The organism is Nocardia sp. NPDC056000 (assembly GCF_042269265.1).
Taxonomy (GTDB): domain Bacteria; phylum Actinomycetota; class Actinomycetes; order Mycobacteriales; family Mycobacteriaceae; genus Nocardia.
Genome location: NZ_JBHJXS010000002.1, coordinates 826,753 through 841,879, shown reverse-complemented (window position 1 = coordinate 841,879; position 15,127 = coordinate 826,753). Strand labels below are relative to the sequence as shown.

Annotated in this window: 17 protein-coding genes; 7 read left to right on the top strand and 10 right to left on the bottom strand. The window is 66.0% G+C overall.

Translation table 11 applies throughout. From position 1 onward, the window contains the following. Positions 1-5 precede the first annotated feature (5 nt). Genes ACFC4D_RS08465 through ACFC4D_RS08455 form a run of 3 tightly spaced genes read left to right on the top strand, consistent with a single transcriptional unit; the run spans position 6 to position 2,978 of the window. Positions 6-437, top strand: a complete 432-nt coding sequence (locus tag ACFC4D_RS08465) for a succinate dehydrogenase hydrophobic membrane anchor subunit (RefSeq protein WP_375963456.1) — start codon at positions 6-8, stop codon at positions 435-437. 16 nt (positions 438-453) lie between these two features. After that, complete coding sequence (gene sdhA / locus ACFC4D_RS08460) at positions 454-2,211, top strand: succinate dehydrogenase flavoprotein subunit (RefSeq protein WP_375963454.1); 1,758 nt, start codon at positions 454-456, stop codon at positions 2,209-2,211. Then, positions 2,211-2,978 (top strand): succinate dehydrogenase iron-sulfur subunit, encoded by a 768-nt coding sequence (locus ACFC4D_RS08455; protein ID WP_375963451.1) that lies wholly within the window; start codon positions 2,211-2,213, stop codon positions 2,976-2,978. The genes sdhA and ACFC4D_RS08455 overlap by 1 nt, the downstream gene beginning before the upstream one ends. Positions 2,979-3,045: 67 nt before the next feature. On the opposite strand, the gene ACFC4D_RS08450 is transcribed toward ACFC4D_RS08455, so the two are convergent. Beyond that, the gene (locus ACFC4D_RS08450; protein ID WP_376062232.1) at positions 3,046-3,276 is read right to left on the bottom strand and encodes a hypothetical protein; all 231 of its coding nucleotides are present in this window, start codon (positions 3,274-3,276) and stop codon (positions 3,046-3,048) included. Between the two features lie 112 nt (positions 3,277-3,388). Further along, a complete protein-coding gene (locus ACFC4D_RS08445; protein ID WP_376062231.1) occupies positions 3,389-3,991 on the bottom strand; it encodes a PadR family transcriptional regulator in 603 nt (200 codons plus the stop codon). Positions 3,992-4,116: 125 nt separating this feature from the next. Between ACFC4D_RS08445 and ACFC4D_RS08440 the strand changes: the two genes are divergently transcribed. Together ACFC4D_RS08440 and ACFC4D_RS08435 are read left to right on the top strand one after the other, a co-directional pair. Continuing rightward, on the top strand, positions 4,117-4,572 hold the full coding sequence (locus tag ACFC4D_RS08440; protein ID WP_376062230.1) for a hypothetical protein: 456 nt from the start codon (positions 4,117-4,119) through the stop codon (positions 4,570-4,572). A 204-nt stretch (positions 4,573-4,776) separates the two neighbouring features. Continuing rightward, positions 4,777-5,664, top strand: a complete 888-nt coding sequence (locus ACFC4D_RS08435) for a phenylalanine 4-monooxygenase (RefSeq protein ID WP_376062229.1) — start codon at positions 4,777-4,779, stop codon at positions 5,662-5,664. Here the strand turns inward: ACFC4D_RS08435 and ACFC4D_RS08430 are convergent. Both ACFC4D_RS08430 and ACFC4D_RS08425 read right to left on the bottom strand, forming a co-directional pair. Next, positions 5,661-6,278, bottom strand: a complete 618-nt coding sequence (locus tag ACFC4D_RS08430; RefSeq protein ID WP_376062228.1) for a TetR family transcriptional regulator — start codon at positions 6,276-6,278, stop codon at positions 5,661-5,663. The two genes, ACFC4D_RS08435 and ACFC4D_RS08430, sit on opposite strands and share 4 nt — an antisense overlap. Beyond that, the gene (locus ACFC4D_RS08425) at positions 6,268-7,782 is read right to left on the bottom strand and encodes an MFS transporter (protein WP_376062227.1); all 1,515 of its coding nucleotides are present in this window, start codon (positions 7,780-7,782) and stop codon (positions 6,268-6,270) included. Before ACFC4D_RS08425 ends, ACFC4D_RS08430 begins: the two co-directional genes overlap by 11 nt. A gap of 98 nt (positions 7,783-7,880) precedes the next feature. Here ACFC4D_RS08425 and ACFC4D_RS08420 point away from each other — a divergent pair, with 98 nt between their 5' ends. After that, a complete protein-coding gene (locus ACFC4D_RS08420; protein WP_375963433.1) occupies positions 7,881-9,221 on the top strand; it encodes a D-alanyl-D-alanine carboxypeptidase family protein in 1,341 nt (446 codons plus the stop codon). A gap of 2 nt (positions 9,222-9,223) precedes the next feature. On the opposite strand, the gene yhjD is transcribed toward ACFC4D_RS08420, so the two are convergent. From yhjD to ACFC4D_RS08405, 3 genes are all read right to left on the bottom strand, one after another. Continuing rightward, entirely contained in the window at positions 9,224-10,243 is a 1,020-nt protein-coding gene (gene yhjD / locus ACFC4D_RS08415; protein WP_376062265.1) for an inner membrane protein YhjD, read from the bottom strand. 211 nt (positions 10,244-10,454) lie between these two features. Beyond that, entirely contained in the window at positions 10,455-11,483 is a 1,029-nt protein-coding gene (gene trpS / locus ACFC4D_RS08410) for a tryptophan--tRNA ligase (RefSeq protein WP_375963431.1), read from the bottom strand. 102 nt (positions 11,484-11,585) lie between these two features. Beyond that, positions 11,586-12,518 (bottom strand): oxygenase MpaB family protein, encoded by a 933-nt coding sequence (locus tag ACFC4D_RS08405; RefSeq protein ID WP_375963428.1) that lies wholly within the window; start codon positions 12,516-12,518, stop codon positions 11,586-11,588. A gap of 114 nt (positions 12,519-12,632) precedes the next feature. Here ACFC4D_RS08405 and ACFC4D_RS08400 point away from each other — a divergent pair, with 114 nt between their 5' ends. After that, positions 12,633-13,274, top strand: coding sequence for a TetR/AcrR family transcriptional regulator (locus ACFC4D_RS08400; RefSeq protein WP_376062226.1), 642 nt, complete (start codon positions 12,633-12,635; stop codon positions 13,272-13,274). Between the two features lie 12 nt (positions 13,275-13,286). Here ACFC4D_RS08400 and ACFC4D_RS08395 read toward each other — a convergent pair whose 3' ends face one another. Genes ACFC4D_RS08395 through ACFC4D_RS08385 form a run of 3 tightly spaced genes read right to left on the bottom strand, consistent with a single transcriptional unit; the run spans position 13,287 to position 15,099 of the window. Next, positions 13,287-13,793 carry a barstar family protein gene (locus ACFC4D_RS08395; RefSeq protein WP_376062225.1) on the bottom strand — a complete coding sequence of 169 codons (507 nt, stop codon included), beginning with the start codon at positions 13,791-13,793 and terminating at the stop codon, positions 13,287-13,289. After that, entirely contained in the window at positions 13,793-14,296 is a 504-nt protein-coding gene (locus ACFC4D_RS08390; protein ID WP_376062224.1) for a ribonuclease domain-containing protein, read from the bottom strand. Before ACFC4D_RS08390 ends, ACFC4D_RS08395 begins: the two co-directional genes overlap by 1 nt. Beyond that, complete coding sequence (locus tag ACFC4D_RS08385; RefSeq protein WP_376062223.1) at positions 14,293-15,099, bottom strand: exodeoxyribonuclease III; 807 nt, start codon at positions 15,097-15,099, stop codon at positions 14,293-14,295. The genes ACFC4D_RS08390 and ACFC4D_RS08385 overlap by 4 nt, the downstream gene beginning before the upstream one ends. Positions 15,100-15,127: the final 28 nt, after the last annotated feature.

The following is a 15,127-nucleotide window of genomic DNA, read 5'->3' as shown; positions in this document are numbered from 1 at the left end:
TGACCATGACCGCACCTGTTCTCGGTAAGTCCTACGACCGCCCCGCCAGCCTGGACGCCCCGCGCGCCCCGCGCCGCGCCGGTGGCAATAACTTCGAGAAGTACGCGTGGCTGTTCATGCGCTTCTCCGGCCTGCTGCTCATCATCCTGGTCATCGGCCATATGACGATCATGCTGATGCTGGACGGCGGCGTGCACCGGCTCAACTTCGCGTTCGTCGCCGGCCGCTGGGCCTCGCCGTTCTGGCAGATCTGGGATCTGACCATGCTGTGGCTCGCGCAGCTGCACGGCGGCAACGGCCTGCGCACCGTCATCGACGATTACGCGCGCAAGGATTCCACCCGCTTCTGGCTGAAGACCGCGCTGGTCATCTCCATGATTCTCGTCGTGGTGACCGGCACGTACGTGATCTTCACCTTCGACCCCAACATCAGTTAGGAACAGGCAGCCTCCGATGAGTGAATCTCGACCGATTCAGGAGCACCGCTACGACGTCGTGATCGTCGGTGCCGGTGGCGCTGGCATGCGCGCGGCGATCGAGTCCGGGCCCCGCGTCCGGACCGCTGTCCTGACCAAGCTCTACCCGACCCGCAGCCACACCGGCGCGGCGCAGGGCGGTATGTGCGCCGCCCTCGCGAACGTGGAAGAGGACAACTGGGAGTGGCACACCTTCGACACCGTCAAGGGTGGTGACTACCTGGTCGACCAGGACGCCGCGGAGATCATGGCCAAGGAGGCCATCGACGCCGTGCTCGACCTGGAGAAGATGGGCCTGCCGTTCAACCGCACGCCCGAGGGCAAGATCGATCAGCGTCGCTTCGGCGGTCACACCCGTGACCACGGCAAGGCGCCCGTGCGCCGCGCCTGCTACGCCGCCGACCGCACCGGTCACATGATCCTGCAGACGCTGTACCAGAACTGCGTCAAGCACGACGTGGAGTTCTACAACGAGTTCTACGTGCTCGACCTGATCATGTCCGGCACCGTCGCGACCGGCGTGGTCGCCTACGAGCTGGCCACCGGCGAGATCCACGTCTTCCACGCGAAGTCGATCATCTTCGCCACCGGTGGTTCGGGCCGCATGTACAAGACCACCTCCAATGCCCACACCCTCACCGGTGACGGTATGGCGATCGTGTTCCGCAAGGGACTTCCGCTGGAGGACATGGAGTTCCACCAGTTCCATCCGACAGGTCTCGCGGGTCTGGGCATCCTCATCTCCGAGGCGGTCCGCGGCGAGGGCGGCATCCTGCGCAACGCGTCGGGTGAGCGGTTCATGGAGCGCTACGCCCCCACCATCAAGGACCTCGCACCGCGTGACATCGTCGCGCGCTCGATGGTGCTCGAGGTGCTGGAAGGCCGCGGCGCCGGGCCGAACAAGGATTACGTCTACATCGACGTGACCCACCTCGGCGAGGACGTGCTCGAGGAGAAGCTCCCCGACATCACCGAATTCGCGCGCACCTACCTGGGCGTGGACCCGGTGACCGAACTGGTTCCGGTCATGCCGACCTGCCACTACGTCATGGGCGGCATCCCGACCCGCATTCGCGGTGAGGTGCTGCGCAACAACACCGATGTGGTCCCCGGCCTGTACGCCGCCGGTGAGTGCGCGTGCGTGTCCGTGCACGGCTCGAACCGCCTGGGCACCAACTCGCTGCTGGACATCAACGTGTTCGGCCGCCGCGCGGGCATCGCCGCCGCCGAGTACGCCGCCCGCACCGAATTCGTCGAGCTCCCGGAGAGCCCGGCGCAGATGGTGCAGGACTGGCTGGCGCTGATCCTGTCCGACCACGGCAATGAGCGCGTGGCCGACATCCGCACTGAACTGCAGTACACGATGGATATGAACGCCGCCGTGTTCCGCACCGAGGACACCCTCAAGCAGGCGCTGACCGATATTCACGCGCTCAAGGAGCGGTACACCCGAATCACCGTGCAGGACAAGGGCAAGCGCTACAACAGCGATCTGCTCGAGGCGGTCGAGCTCGGCTTCCTGCTGGAGCTCGCCGAGGTCACGGTCGTCGGCGCGCTCAACCGCAAGGAATCGCGCGGCGGCCACGCCCGCGACGACTACCCGGACCGCGACGACACCAACTACATGCGCCACACCATGGCCTACAAGACCGGCCCGGAGCTGATCTCGGACATCCGGCTGGACTACAAGCCGGTGGTGCAGACCCGTTACGAGCCGATGGAGCGTAAGTACTGATGACTGCTGTCGCTGAAACGCCGCAGAAGGCCGCTCCGGTGCCGGAAGGCTCCGTGCTGATCAATGTCAAGATCGCGCGGTTCAACCCGGAGGACGGTCAGGGCCAGCGCTGGGACGAGTTCAAGGTGCCGGTGCTCCCCACCGACCGGTTCCTGAACGTGCTGATCTACATCAAGTCCTACCTGGACGGCACGCTCACCTTCCGGCGCTCCTGCGCGCACGGCGTGTGTGGCTCCGATGCCATGCGCATCAACGGCGTCAACCGCCTGGCGTGCAAGATCCTCATGAAGGACATGCTGCCCAAGAACGGCAAGGACATCACCGTCACCGTCGAACCCATCCGCGGCCTGCCCGTGGAGAAGGATCTCGTGGTGAACATGGAGCCGTTCTTCGACGCGTTCAAGGCGGTGAAGCCGTACCTGATCACCTCGGGTAACGAGCCCACCTACGAGCGCATCCAGTCCCAGCACGACCGGGCCCGCTTCGATGACACCACCAAGTGCATCCTGTGCGCCTGCTGCACCACCTCGTGCCCCGTGTACTGGAGTGACGGCAGCTACTTCGGTCCGGCCGCGATCGTGAACGCGCACCGCTTCATCTTCGACAGCCGGGACGAGGGCGCTCGCGAGCGTCTGGACATCCTGAACGATGTCGAGGGTGTGTGGCGCTGCCGCACCACCTTCAACTGCACCGACGCGTGCCCCCGTGGCATCGAGGTCACCAAGGCGATCCAGGAAGTCAAGCGCGCCCTGCTCTTCGCCCGGTAACAAGCCGAAACATGAAGAACGCCCGCATCATTCGATGCGGGCGTTCTTTGTATCCCCCGAAAGTCGCTCAGTGGCAGCGGGCGTAGCCCGAGCCGGTGGGACGGCAGTGCAGCAGGCGGATTTCGTCGGCGGTGGCGGTGGGGGCGACCGACTGGGTGTCATCGGTCTGCGCGACCTGGGCGGGCTGATCCAGCGGAATGCCTTCGGCCATGGCGGAACCCGCGCCGATCGGCGAGAGCATGGCGACCGCAGCCGCACCGACGATGAACAGACCTGCGCGACGCACCGAGATCGTCATGGTGGATAACCTTTCATTCCCACTCCCCCTTGGGAGTTCGTTGGAAAGATCATCACCGGCGGACCTTAACGGCCATCGGGGTAAATTCTTAAAAACGATGTGGCCCCGGCTGTTACGTCTGGAACGCCGCCAGCGATTCCCACGACCAGGTGAGTGTGCCCGCCGCCAGATCCGCGATAACGCCTTCCAGCCAACGGAGTTCGGCGTCCGCGACGGCGCGCTGATATTCGTCTTCCAGGGTGACGATGCGGGGTAGCCCGAACTGTGCGGATTGTGCTGCGTCGGAATCGATTTCGGCGATCCGAGTGCGAATCGCGGCGGCCCGGTTCGACAGTTCGACCTGAGCCCGTTCCGGCCCCATGAGCATCAGGAACGACAGCGCCGCGGGGAATTCCGGGAATTCATTGCGCGGTTGCGCGACCATCTCGGTCAGCCAGGTCATGAACGCCGCGCGGCCCGCGTCGGTGATCTCGTAGACGGTGCGCTCGGGATACTGCTGATCGCGCCCGGTCTCGCGCACCGCCACCAGTCCGGCGTCCTGCAATCGCGCGATGGTCTTGTACAGCCCCGCCCGCTGCCCCACGTTCACGACCTTGTCCTTGCCCCACTCCTTGATGCGGCGCTGGATGGCATAGGGGTGCATCGGCTCCATATGCAGGATGCCGAGCAGCGCCAGCGCCAGGGGCGAGCGTTTGAACTGCGGCGATGCTGTCATACCCGCATCCTACTGGGTTCCGGACAACTAGATTTCCAACTACTAGTTGCCAAGCAACTAGTGTCTGTGCAACTATTGAGGAGCAGGCGAACCCGACCCGCTCCACCGCCCCGAAAGGCAGCGCAATGAACACCACCACCCGCATCCACACCGATCACGGCACCACCAAGCGCCTAGGCGATTGGACCGCCGAGAAGCATTTCGAGGTCAAGGCCCGCTACGGCAGCGTCGTGATCGATCTGCGCTCGCCGCTCATCGAGGGCGAGGACGAGATCGTGGTGCACGCCGATCTGGACCACGCCATGGTCAAGCTGCTGGTTCCGGACGACGCGGTCATCGACCAGTCCGAACTGGAGTGGACCGGTCGCGGCCGGGTCAAGGACTTCACCCGTCCCGCAACCACTTCCGGCCGCGTCATCCGGCTGACCGGTGCGGTCAAGAGCGGCGAGTTCCGCGTCCATCGCGGCGGTATCGCCGTGCTGTCGGCGCTGTTCAGCCGCGAGTTCATCGAGGATGCCCGCAAGGCCAACCGCGAGGGCCGCACCCCGACCCTGGTCGATCCGGCCAACGCGCCCCGCTGAGCGATAACCCGATCGAAGGCCGCCCGCACTGCAATGCGGGCGGCCTTCGCCGTGCCGGGTGCGATTCGGGCCATTGGGCGTGCTGCACACCGGCCGACGGTAAGGCCGCCGTCGACTCACCCACGCGGCCCGTTCAGCTTGGCAATTTGCTCAGCTGAGCGGGCATTTGTTGTCTGAATCACACGGTGGTGATTGCATCAGGATATGTTCACCGAGGGTCAGCTGTACTCGCCGGTCACGCAGGGCGATGACGGCAATGTGCTGGTGCATCTGAGCGATGAGCATCCCGGCGTGCACGATCCCGAGTACCGCGCGCGCCGCAATGCGATCGCCGCGATGGCGTTGAATTACCGGGCGGGCGAGCCGGTACCGCAGGTCGAGTACACCGAGGAAGAGCAGCGGGTGTGGCGGATCGTCTCCGCCGAATTGGCGTTCAAGCGTGCGAAGTACGCTTGCACCGAGGTGGTGGAGGCGGCCGATCGGCTGAATCTGCCCACCGATCACATTCCGCAGCTGGACGAGGTGTCCGCGAAACTGTTCCCGCGCACCGGATTCCGTTACGCACCCGCCGCCGGGCTGGTGCCGCTGCGGGAGTTCTTCGGTTCCTTCGCGGATCGAATCTTCCACTCCACCCAGTACATTCGGCATCATTCCGCACCGCTGTACACCCCGGAACCGGATGCCGTGCACGAAATCCTGGGCCATGCCAATCAATTGGCGAGTCCGCGCTTCGCGGCACTGTACGAAACGGTGGGCGCGGCGGTGCAGCGACTGGAAACCGAGCGCGCACTCAAGTTCCTGGCGGATGTGTTCTGGTTCTCGCTGGAATTCGGCGTCGTCCGGGAGGACAACGAAGTCCGTTGTTACGGAGCGGGTCTGCTGTCCTCGTTCGGTGAGATCGAGGAGTTCCGCGGTGCGCGACTGCGGCCGTTGAACATTGCCGAGATGGGCACCGCCGTCTACGACATCACGCACTATCAGCCGATCCTGTACTGCGCGCGATCGATCACCGAGATCGAGGATGTGGTGGGCGGCTTCTTCGCCACCGTCGATGACGAGGCGGTGGCGGCGCTGACCCGGCAACCGGTCTAGATGCGCATTCCGGATTCCAGGAAGGTGATCACCCGGATGATCTGTTCCTGACTGAACGGTTCGTCCCCGACCAGCGCGAACATGGCCCCGGTGAGCGCGCCGACCAGCGCCCGCACCTCGAAATCGGTATCGGGTCGCCCCAACCGCCGCGCCACTATGCCGGACATGAGGGTGATATTGCGTTCGAATTCCCGTGCCACCGCACCGCGTAACTCCGGTACCGAGTACACCAGCGCCACCCGGTTCTTCTCGAATTCGAAGATCTCCGGGTCCATCGCACCGAACGCTTCGATGGTGGCGTCGCGGATGGCGGCCAGGATCGGTTTGTCCTTGGGCTGCCGGTCGATGGCCTCGATCATCACCGGGTCCAGGTCGTCGGCGAGCACCAATTGCTCTTTGGACGGGAAGTACCGGAAGAAGGTGCTCGGCGAGACGTCGGCGGCTTCGGCGATCTGCTCGATGGTGGTCTCGGTGTAGCCCTGTTCCCGGAAAAGCCGGAACGCCTCGGAGCGGATGGTGCGCCGAGTGCGTTCCTTCTTCCGTTCCCGCAGGGTCGGCCGGGGCCGACTCGCGGGTTCCTCGGAGATCAGTGCGTTGGTGGACTCAGCCGGCATGAACCGATTGTGCCGCATCGTTCTCGGGCTCCGGTGCGACCGGCTGGGTCCGGGTGAGCAGCAGGGCGAGCGCGGTGGCCGCCAGGGTGATCCCGGCGCACACCCACAGCATGACGCTCATACCGTCGACGAACGCGGTCTGGACGTGGGTGAGCACGGCCGGATCGCCGAGTTTGCGGGCCACGCCCACACCGGCGTTGACGCCGTCGGAGATGGGATCGCGATTCAATTCGCCCAGGCTGGATCGGTACTGGGTGGCGAGCACCGTGCCGAGGATGGCGACACCGATGGTGCCCGCGGCCTGGCGCAGCGCCTGCAACAGCGCGGAGCCGGACCCCGCGCGTTCGGCGCTGAGATCGCCCATGGCCAGGCCCATGGAGGCGGGCATGATGAAGCCCATACCGAGGCCGACCAGGGCCAGCGCGCCCGCCGCGAGCCCGTATCCGCTGTCGATGGTGATGAGGGCGGCGACGCCGAGTCCCACTGTGAGGAAGGCGAATCCGAGCGAGAGCACCATCCGCAGGCCGATCCTGGGCAGCAGTTTGTCCACGGTCCGGCTGCCGACCAGCAGACCGCCGATGAGCGGGAGCAGTCGCACGCCGCTGCCGAGGCTGTCGGTGCCGAGCACGGACTGGAAGTACTGCGGCATGGTGAAGAACAGGCCGAACATGGCGAAGTTGACGATGACCATATAGACGGTGCCCCAGCGGAATCCGGGTGCGGCGAAGAGTCCGAGGTCGATCAGCGGATGTTCGGTGCGGCGCTGCCACAGTACGAACGCGCCGAGCAGCAGGGTTCCGGCGGCCACTGCCGCCCAGCCCGGACCATTGCTCCACCCTTCCTGCCCGAGTCGGATGAAACCGTAGGTGAGCCCGAGCATTCCGGCCACGGACAGTGCGATGCCGGGCAGATCGATGCGGAAGACGCTGCCGCTCTTGGATTCCGGAACCAGCAGGGCCACGGCGGTGGCACCGACGATGACCAGCGGCACATTGATCAGGAAGACCGATCCCCACCAGAAGTGCTGCAGCAGCCAGCCGCCGAGGATGGGGCCGAGCGGGAGCCCGATGGCGGTGGAGGTGATCCAGATGGTCAGTGCGCGTTGCCGTTCCGTCGGATCGGGGAACAGCCCGGGCAGCACCGCCATGGACAGCGGCATCATGGCCGCCGCGGCCACGCCGAGCACCACGCGGGCGGCGATGAGTTGTCCGGAGGATGCCGCGAAGGCGCAGGCGATGGAGGCCGCGCCGAACAGCAGCAGGGCGGCGAGCAGTAGCTTCTTGCGGCCGTAGCGGTCGCCGAGCGCGCCCGCGGGGAGCATGACGGCGGCGAGGGCGAGGGTGTACGCGCTGCTGAACCACTGCAGCGCGCCGGTGTCGGCGTGCAGGTCGACGGACAGGGTGGGCAGCGCGACGGTCAGCACGGTGACGTCGAGGCCGATGGTCAGCATGGCGACCGCTAGGGCGCCCAGGGCCAGCCAGCGGCGCACTCCTGGCTCTTTCATGACAGTTCCAATCAGTTGATGCCAACTAGATAATGAGAGCGTCTCTCATTTGCTAGTGTCTGTCAAAACTTGTCGTGTCATGCTCGCCTCTAAGCTCGATGGCGATGATCATCCGCAGGCATTCGCGCCGAGACCCCAGTTCCGCCGGAACACCCCGGCGACGCGTATCCCTCATGGCCGCAGCCGCATTGGCGGCCGGACTGACCGCGATGACGGGCGTGACCTACGCGCCCCTACCCCTGGCCACGGCACAACCGCCGACCACCTCGCCGACCCCGTTCACCACGCCGAACACCGACAATTGCCCGAACAAGACCACTCCGCCGCCGCCCATCGACACCTCCGAGGTGCCCGCACCCGGTGAGAGCGCGCCCAAACCGCTGCCGATTCCGAATCCGCCCATCGGCGGGGACCGGCTCGGCGGCTGCGGTGTGGTGTTGCCGTCGGGCGCGCCCGGGCTGCCGGAGGGCATTTCCGCGACCGCGTTCGTGGTGTCGGACCTCGATACCGGCAAGGTGCTGGTGGCCAAGGATCCGCACGGGCGCTACCGGCCCGCCTCCACCATCAAGGTGCTGCTGGCGGATGTGGCGCTGCGCGTACTGGATTTGAACAAGGTGGTGATCGGCACCCAGGAGGACGCCAATGCCGACGGCACCCGGGTGGGCATCGGACCGGGCGGGCGATACACCAATCGGCAGCTGTTCCAGGCGCTCATCATGGCATCGGGTAATGATGCGGCGCATGCCATCTCGGCCCAGCTGGGCGGCGACGAGGCGACCGTCGCGAAGATGAACAGCATGGCGGATCGATTGCAGGCCAAGGACACTCGCGCGGCCACGCCGTCCGGGCTGGACGGTCCGGGTATGAGCACCTCGGCCTACGATCTGTCGCTGCTGTTCCGCGATGCCATGACACTGCCGCTGTTCGCGGAGTTGATTCACACCGAACAGGTGGACTTCCCCGGCTATCCGGCCGATCCGAAGAACACCGATGACAAGGATCATCCGGGCTATCCGATCGGCAACGACAATCACCTGCTGTTCGAATACGACGGTGCGCTCGGCGGTAAGACCGGATACACCGATGACGCCCGGCAAACCTTCGTGGCGGGCGCGCAGCGCAATGGGCATCGGCTCGCGGTGACCCTGTTGAAGGCGGATGTGCTGCCGTTCCGGCCGTGGGAGCAGGCGGCGAAACTGCTGGATTACGCGTTCGCGCTGCCGTCCGGCGCGAATGTGGGTCAGTTGCCGAATGCCTCTGCCAAATCCACGGATTCGACCGTGGTGGTGGCGAGTCCGCCGGTGATCGCGTCCACCGAGCCCGCCGATGACACCGCGTCCGACCATCGCGGGCTGCGCAATACGCTCATTGTCGGCGGCGTCATCCTGGTGCTGGTTTTACTGGCCGGTGCGCGCCGGATGAACCGCCCCCGGCGCTGACCTCAGCGCCTGCGCAGGGCTGAAATCGCCGCTCCGGCAAGCGCTCCCGCACCGAACAGCGCCGCGCCCGTTCCGGCCGTGAGTCCCGGACCCGAGATCCGGGGTTCGATGACGGCCGGGGCGGGCGCCGGAATATCCGCCTGGACTTCGTTTTCCGTCGCGGTGGCCGCCCAGGCGGTGGCGAACAGGATGATGCGCGCGGTGAAGTAGCTGAACACCATCAGGCCGATAATGGGTCCGAAGGCCACACCGGCCGGACCGTTCACCACCGAGCGCAGAATGATCGAGGCGAGCTGTTTGAACGCCTCGAATACCACCGCCGCGATCAGCGCGGCCCGGGCGGCGCTGCGGAAGGTCACCGGATGCCGGGGCATGCGCGCGATGACCCAGACGAATACGGCCCAGTTCGCGAGGACGGCCAGCAGTAGCGACAGCAGGGTCAGCAGCACGGTGATCCAGGCCGATTCGCTGATATGCCAGCGCTCCAGCAGTTTGCTGATCAATCCGCTCGACGCCAGTATCGACAGGCCCAGGGATATGCCGATGGCCAGGAACAGTCCGATGAGCGCGAGCAGATCCGAGAGCTTGGTGACCGCCCAATTGCGATCCTTGCTGGGCTGGTCCCACTGTTCGGTGAGCGCCGCCCGCAGGTTCGCGATCCAGCCGAGCCCGGCGTACGCACCGGTGGCCAGGCCGATCACGCCGACCCCGGCGCGCGAGCGCACCGCCTGGGTGATCAGGTCATTGATCTGGTCGCCCGCCGCGCCCGGAATGTTCTCGACGATCTTGTCCTGAATTTCCTTCAGCCACTCCGGATTTCGGGACAGTACGAAACCCGCGACCGCGAATCCGACCATGAGCAGCGGAAACAGCGACAGCACGGTGAAATACGTGATGCCCGCGGCGTAGTAGTCGCCGCGCTGGCGCTGATAGCGGCCACCGGCGCGCACCAGATGATCCAGCCAATGCCTGCGCTGGATCTCGCGCTCGATTCTGGCCTGTATCTTGCCGAACACCGCCACCTCCGCAATGCCCCGGCGCACGGTGCCGGACCGGAAGGCCACTGGCCGTCGGTCGGGCACCCGCGCGTGAGTTCTACCGGCGAACTACCTCTTTCGCGCGGAGGTAAACATGTTCGCCCTGGTCAGGCCTCTACTCTTCCATCTCCCGGCGGGTGAGCGGGGCAAATGCGGTGCGCGTCGGCCGAATCGCGACCTTCGCCACAGCTATCGCTCAGCGCGGCAGGAAGCCGACCCGCTCGTACACCTGGGCCAGGGTCTGGCTCGCGACCTCGCGGGCGCGCTGTGAGCCCTCGATGAGGATGCGGTCCAGTTCGGTCTGATCGGACATGTATTCGTCGACCTTCGCGCGCAGCGGGGTGACGAATTCGACCAGGGCGTCGGCGGTATCGGATTTGAGATCGCCGTACCCCTTGCCCTGATAGTTCTCCTCCAGCGTGACGATCGGGGTGCCGCTGAGCGAGCTCAGGATGACCAGCAGATTGCTGACGCCCGGCTTGGTCTCCGGGTCGTAGCGGATCTCGCGTTCGGTATCGGTGACCGCGGAGCGGATCTTCTTGGCCGAGACCTTGGGATCGTCCAGCAGATTGAGCAGGCCCGCATCGGTCTGGGCCGATTTGCTCATCTTGGAGGTGGGATCCTGCAGGTCGTAGATCTTGGCGGTGCCGGTGACGATATGCCCCTCGGGCACCACGAAGGTCTTCTTGTAGCGAGTGTTGAAGCGCTGCGCCAGATTTCGGGTCAGCTCCATATGCTGGCGCTGATCCTCGCCGACCGGCACCAGGTGCGGGCGGTACAGCAGGATGTCGGCGGCCATCAGGATCGGATAGGTGAACAGGCCGACGGTCGCGTTCTCCGAACCCTGCTTGACCGACTTGTCCTTGAACTGGGTCATCCGGCTGGCCTCACCGAAACCGGTGATGCAGCTCAGCACCCAGGTCAGTTCGGCGTGCTCGGGCACCTGGCTCTGCACGAACAGGGTCGCCCGCTTGGGGTCGACGCCCAGGGCCAGCAGCTGAGCGGCCGCGACCTTGGTGCGATGGCGCAGCACCTTGGGGTCCGGCGGATTCACCGTGATGGCGTGCAGGTCCGGAATGAAGTAGAAGGCGTCGAATTCGTCCTGCAGCGGCACCCAATACTGCAGCGCGCCAAGGTAGTTCCCCAAATGGAAGGAATCGCTGGTCGGCTGGATCCCGGACAGGACCCGCTGCTTGCGTTCGGCGGAAGGTGCAGGACTCGACATATTCAGATCTTCGCACGCCGGTCGAGCCAAATTCCGCGCGGTGCCAACAGGCCGGTCCGGGGCGTTCTCGGCCCATCGGACCCGACCGCGACAGGCGGGCGCTCAGCCCGCTCGGGCTGCCAGCGACAGCGGATCCACGCCCGGCATGCTCGGGCGGCCCGAGGCGACGAGGCGTTGTTCTCGGCGTGTCGCTAGGCGGTAGAGCGGGTAGCTGGGGCCGGTGAGCTGGGCGCGCAGCAGTTTGGGTGCCAGGGGTGGTGAGTAGTGCGCGGTGCGGAGGGCCTGGGCGAGGGTGCGGCAGGCGACTTCCTCGCGAATGCCCCAGTTCAGCTCGTACATATCGCGGATGCGCGGCGGGAGGCTGCCCTGGACGAGCAGGTTGAAGCCGCCGAGGGCCTGCTGCACCGGCATCGGCATGGGGTAGGCGATGCGCTGGCCCATCAGGTAGGAGCCGACCAGTTTGGCTTCGTCGGTGAGGAAGACCTCGTCCGAGGCGAGGTAGCCGTCGTAGACGCGGCGGAAGTCGGCGTAGGTCGCGGGCGCGGCCTCGCGCGGCATGCCGAAGAGTTCGCCCCAGCGGCAATAGTCCTGGTACAGCCCCTCGCGCTCGTTCGGGGTGAGTTTGCGGACCAGCAGATCGTGCATGACCTCGGCGGAGTCGAAGGTGAAGGCCATGGTCATGAACATGAGCTGTGGATCGTGCGCGGAGTACCGGGTGCCCGCCGGATTGCGCTCCCCCGCGTCCTCGGGCAGTGCGCCGCTGACGGTGCTGTGCCGCTTGCGGGTGAAGGCGCGGGCCCGATCGGCTTCCTCGCGGGTGCCGAGGGAGACGGCTTCGAAGAGCTTGCCGGTCAAGGCGAGTCGCGTGTACGGCGTGGTCCGATGCTGGGTGTTCTCCGCGGTGCCGACGTAGAGCAGCGGGTGCACCGCCCCGATGACCAGTGCGCGCTGCCCGTAGGTGAGCCCCACCGCGCGCTTGCGCATGACCCGCCTGATCATCGAGTCATCGGAGAAGTACCCGGTCTGTGCAGGCATCGTTGCCTCCTGGTGCGCTGTGGCGCAGGCCACGCCATCTGGAAATAGAGTCCCCCAGAATTACAATTCTGGCAAGACCTACTACCAGAATTGCGTCCATGCCAGAATCAACCCGTGACCGGGCAACGGACCTACGGCGGCATCTCGGCGGCGGAACGCCGCACCCAGCGCCGCACCGCCCTGCTCGACGCCGCCCTCGACATCCTCGGCACCCAGGGCCTGGACAAGCTCACCGTCTCCGCGCTCTGCTCCGCCGCGGGCCTGAACGAGCGCTACTACTACGAGAATTTCGACAGCCGCGAAGCGGTCCTGTCCGCGCTGTTCGACACCATCGCCGAAGAGCTGGCGACGGTGCTGATCACGGCGGTGCAAACGGCCCCCGCCGCGCCCCGCGCCAAGGCCCACGCCGCCATCACCGCCGGGATCGAACTCCTCACCGAGGACCCTCGAAAAGCCCACGTGGCCTTGATAGTCAGCTCCGCCACCCCCGAACTCCGCACCCGCACCATCCACACCACCAAGGTCTTCGCCAACCTGGTAGCGGCGGAGGGCATCGACTTCTACGGCCTGACCGAAGCCGACCCCGACCCCGTAATCACCTTCCGCGCAACATATCTGGTGGGCGGCCTCATCCAGACGCTGACCTCCTGGCTGCACGGCGATCTCCCGCTCACCCGAGCCGAACTGATCGAGCACACCACGGACGTGTTCGTACTACTCGGCGAGGACCTGGCCACCAGGCTTCGCGCCGAGTAGCTCCGGGAGACCTCAACCGCGAGTGGCGTTCTCCGACCAGGTCAGCGGCACCGCGTCGATACCCCCGGGAACGGCGTCCTGAAGCACCACCCGCAGCGCCACCCCCTTGGCCGACCAGACGGCGGCGGCATCGGTCATGGCCTCGGCGAACCAGTCCCGTTCGGCGGGCTGATCGGTGAGCAGCAGCGCCGCATTGCGGACGACCACGACGTATCCCTGTGCCGGGCCGACGAATTCATCGAGGTCACGCAGGCATTCATCGAACGCGTCCTTGTTCTGCCCGAAGTAGTAGGGGAACTGGAACGCGGCCGCGAACTCATCGAAAACCTCAGCGACAGTACGCATCTTGCGAGCCCGCAGCTCGCGCGCGATATAGCTGTCCGGCAATTGGCTTCGCACACCGGAGAACTCGGCCGCGCTGACCGGCAACACCCCCAGCACCGGAGTCGCCACACCCGCGCTCGCACCGGAAACCGGTGTGGTGGAGAGGAACTGCGAAAGCGATATCGCCTCGGTCATCAGCGCATCCTCGTGAAAGTGTTGTAGTGGTCCCCGGTGTAATAGGCCGAACCATCACTCCCGGTGATGATCCGCTCGGCATCGCGGCCCTGCCCCGCCTTCTTGGGATTCACATCCCATTCCTGATACGTGATCTTCTTCCCGCCGGAATCCTTGGCGGGCAAATCCCCGCCCCGATTCATCCAGGTATCCCCGCCATGCGTCCCCGGCGCATTGGCCGACCCCGGCCACCGCCCCGCATCGATCTCCACCAACGTGGCATACGCGCGATCCGGCACACCGGGTGCGCGGGTGCCCGTAACCTCCGCCGCCCCAGGCACAGTGGTGCGCGGCCCGGGCTTGGGCGCGGTGGTCGTCTTTGCGGCCGCACTCGCGGTAACCGAGGTCTTGCTCCCGGTATCGGTGTCATGACCGCCACCGCGGGACACCAGGACGGCCACCAGCACCATCACCAGCGCCCCGCCGAGCACCAGCCACGCACGCGTCTTGGACGAGATATTCACCGGTATTGGACCGTCACGGGGGCGTGGTCGGACCAGCGCTCGGCGTAGGTGGCGGCCTTCTCCACCACCGCCTGCTTGGCGCGCGCGGCGATATCGCCTCGGGCCAACTGGTAATCAATCCTCCACCCGGCGTCATTATCGAAGGCGCGGCCTCGGTAGGAGTGCCAGCTGTAGGGGCCGGGGACGCCGGGGTTGAGGTCGCGAACTACGTCGCGGTAGCCGGCGGCGAGCATGGAGGAGACCCAGGCTCGTTCCTCGGGGAGGAAGCCGGAGTTCTTGATATTGCCCTTCCAGTTCTTGATGTCGAGTTCGGTGTGGCCGATATTCCAGTCGCCGCTGATGACGAAATCGCGGTCGATGGTGGTCATGCGAGCGCCGATGGCGTCGAGGAAGCGGTACTTCTCGTCCTGCATGGGGGTATCGGCCTCGCCGGTGTGGACGTAGACCGACGCCACCGTCAACTCGTCGAAGTCGGCTTCGATGTAGCGGCCGAGAGCGGCGAATTCGCCTACCGGAGTCCAGGTTTCGCCCTCGAACGCGCCGACGCCGATGCGGACCGCGTCGGGGGCGCGGCGGGAGAGGATGGCTACGCCCGCACGGCCTTTCACACCGGGTTCGGCATGGGACAGGAACCAGCCCGCATCCAGGGCGGGAGCCAGCACGCTACGGGTTTGCTCGTCGGTGGCTCGGGTCTCCTGGAGGCAGATGATGTCGGCCTCGGTGACCGCTAGCCAGGCGAGCAGTCCCTTGGGGGCAGCGGCGCGCACTCCATTGACGTTTACCGAGCTGAGGATTTTGGGCACCCCCCAAACGTACAATGCCGATACCGAA

Coding starts and splice junctions, on each gene's coding strand:
- ACFC4D_RS08420 (WP_375963433.1), top strand. CDS start 7,881: ATGGCGATGATCATCCGCAGGCATTCGCGCCGAGACCCCAGTTCCGCC.
- ACFC4D_RS08465 (WP_375963456.1), top strand. CDS start 6: ATGACCGCACCTGTTCTCGGTAAGTCCTACGACCGCCCCGCCAGCCTG.
- ACFC4D_RS08455 (WP_375963451.1), top strand. CDS start 2,211: ATGACTGCTGTCGCTGAAACGCCGCAGAAGGCCGCTCCGGTGCCGGAA.
- ACFC4D_RS08425 (WP_376062227.1), bottom strand. CDS start 7,782: ATGAAAGAGCCAGGAGTGCGCCGCTGGCTGGCCCTGGGCGCCCTAGCG.
- trpS (WP_375963431.1), bottom strand. CDS start 11,483: ATGTCGAGTCCTGCACCTTCCGCCGAACGCAAGCAGCGGGTCCTGTCC.
- ACFC4D_RS08405 (WP_375963428.1), bottom strand. CDS start 12,518: ATGCCTGCACAGACCGGGTACTTCTCCGATGACTCGATGATCAGGCGG.
- ACFC4D_RS08450 (WP_376062232.1), bottom strand. CDS start 3,276: ATGACGATCTCGGTGCGTCGCGCAGGTCTGTTCATCGTCGGTGCGGCT.
- sdhA (WP_375963454.1), top strand. CDS start 454: ATGAGTGAATCTCGACCGATTCAGGAGCACCGCTACGACGTCGTGATC.
- ACFC4D_RS08430 (WP_376062228.1), bottom strand. CDS start 6,278: ATGCCGGCTGAGTCCACCAACGCACTGATCTCCGAGGAACCCGCGAGT.
- ACFC4D_RS08445 (WP_376062231.1), bottom strand. CDS start 3,991: ATGACAGCATCGCCGCAGTTCAAACGCTCGCCCCTGGCGCTGGCGCTG.
- ACFC4D_RS08440 (WP_376062230.1), top strand. CDS start 4,117: ATGAACACCACCACCCGCATCCACACCGATCACGGCACCACCAAGCGC.
- ACFC4D_RS08435 (WP_376062229.1), top strand. CDS start 4,777: ATGTTCACCGAGGGTCAGCTGTACTCGCCGGTCACGCAGGGCGATGAC.
- ACFC4D_RS08395 (WP_376062225.1), bottom strand. CDS start 13,793: ATGACCGAGGCGATATCGCTTTCGCAGTTCCTCTCCACCACACCGGTT.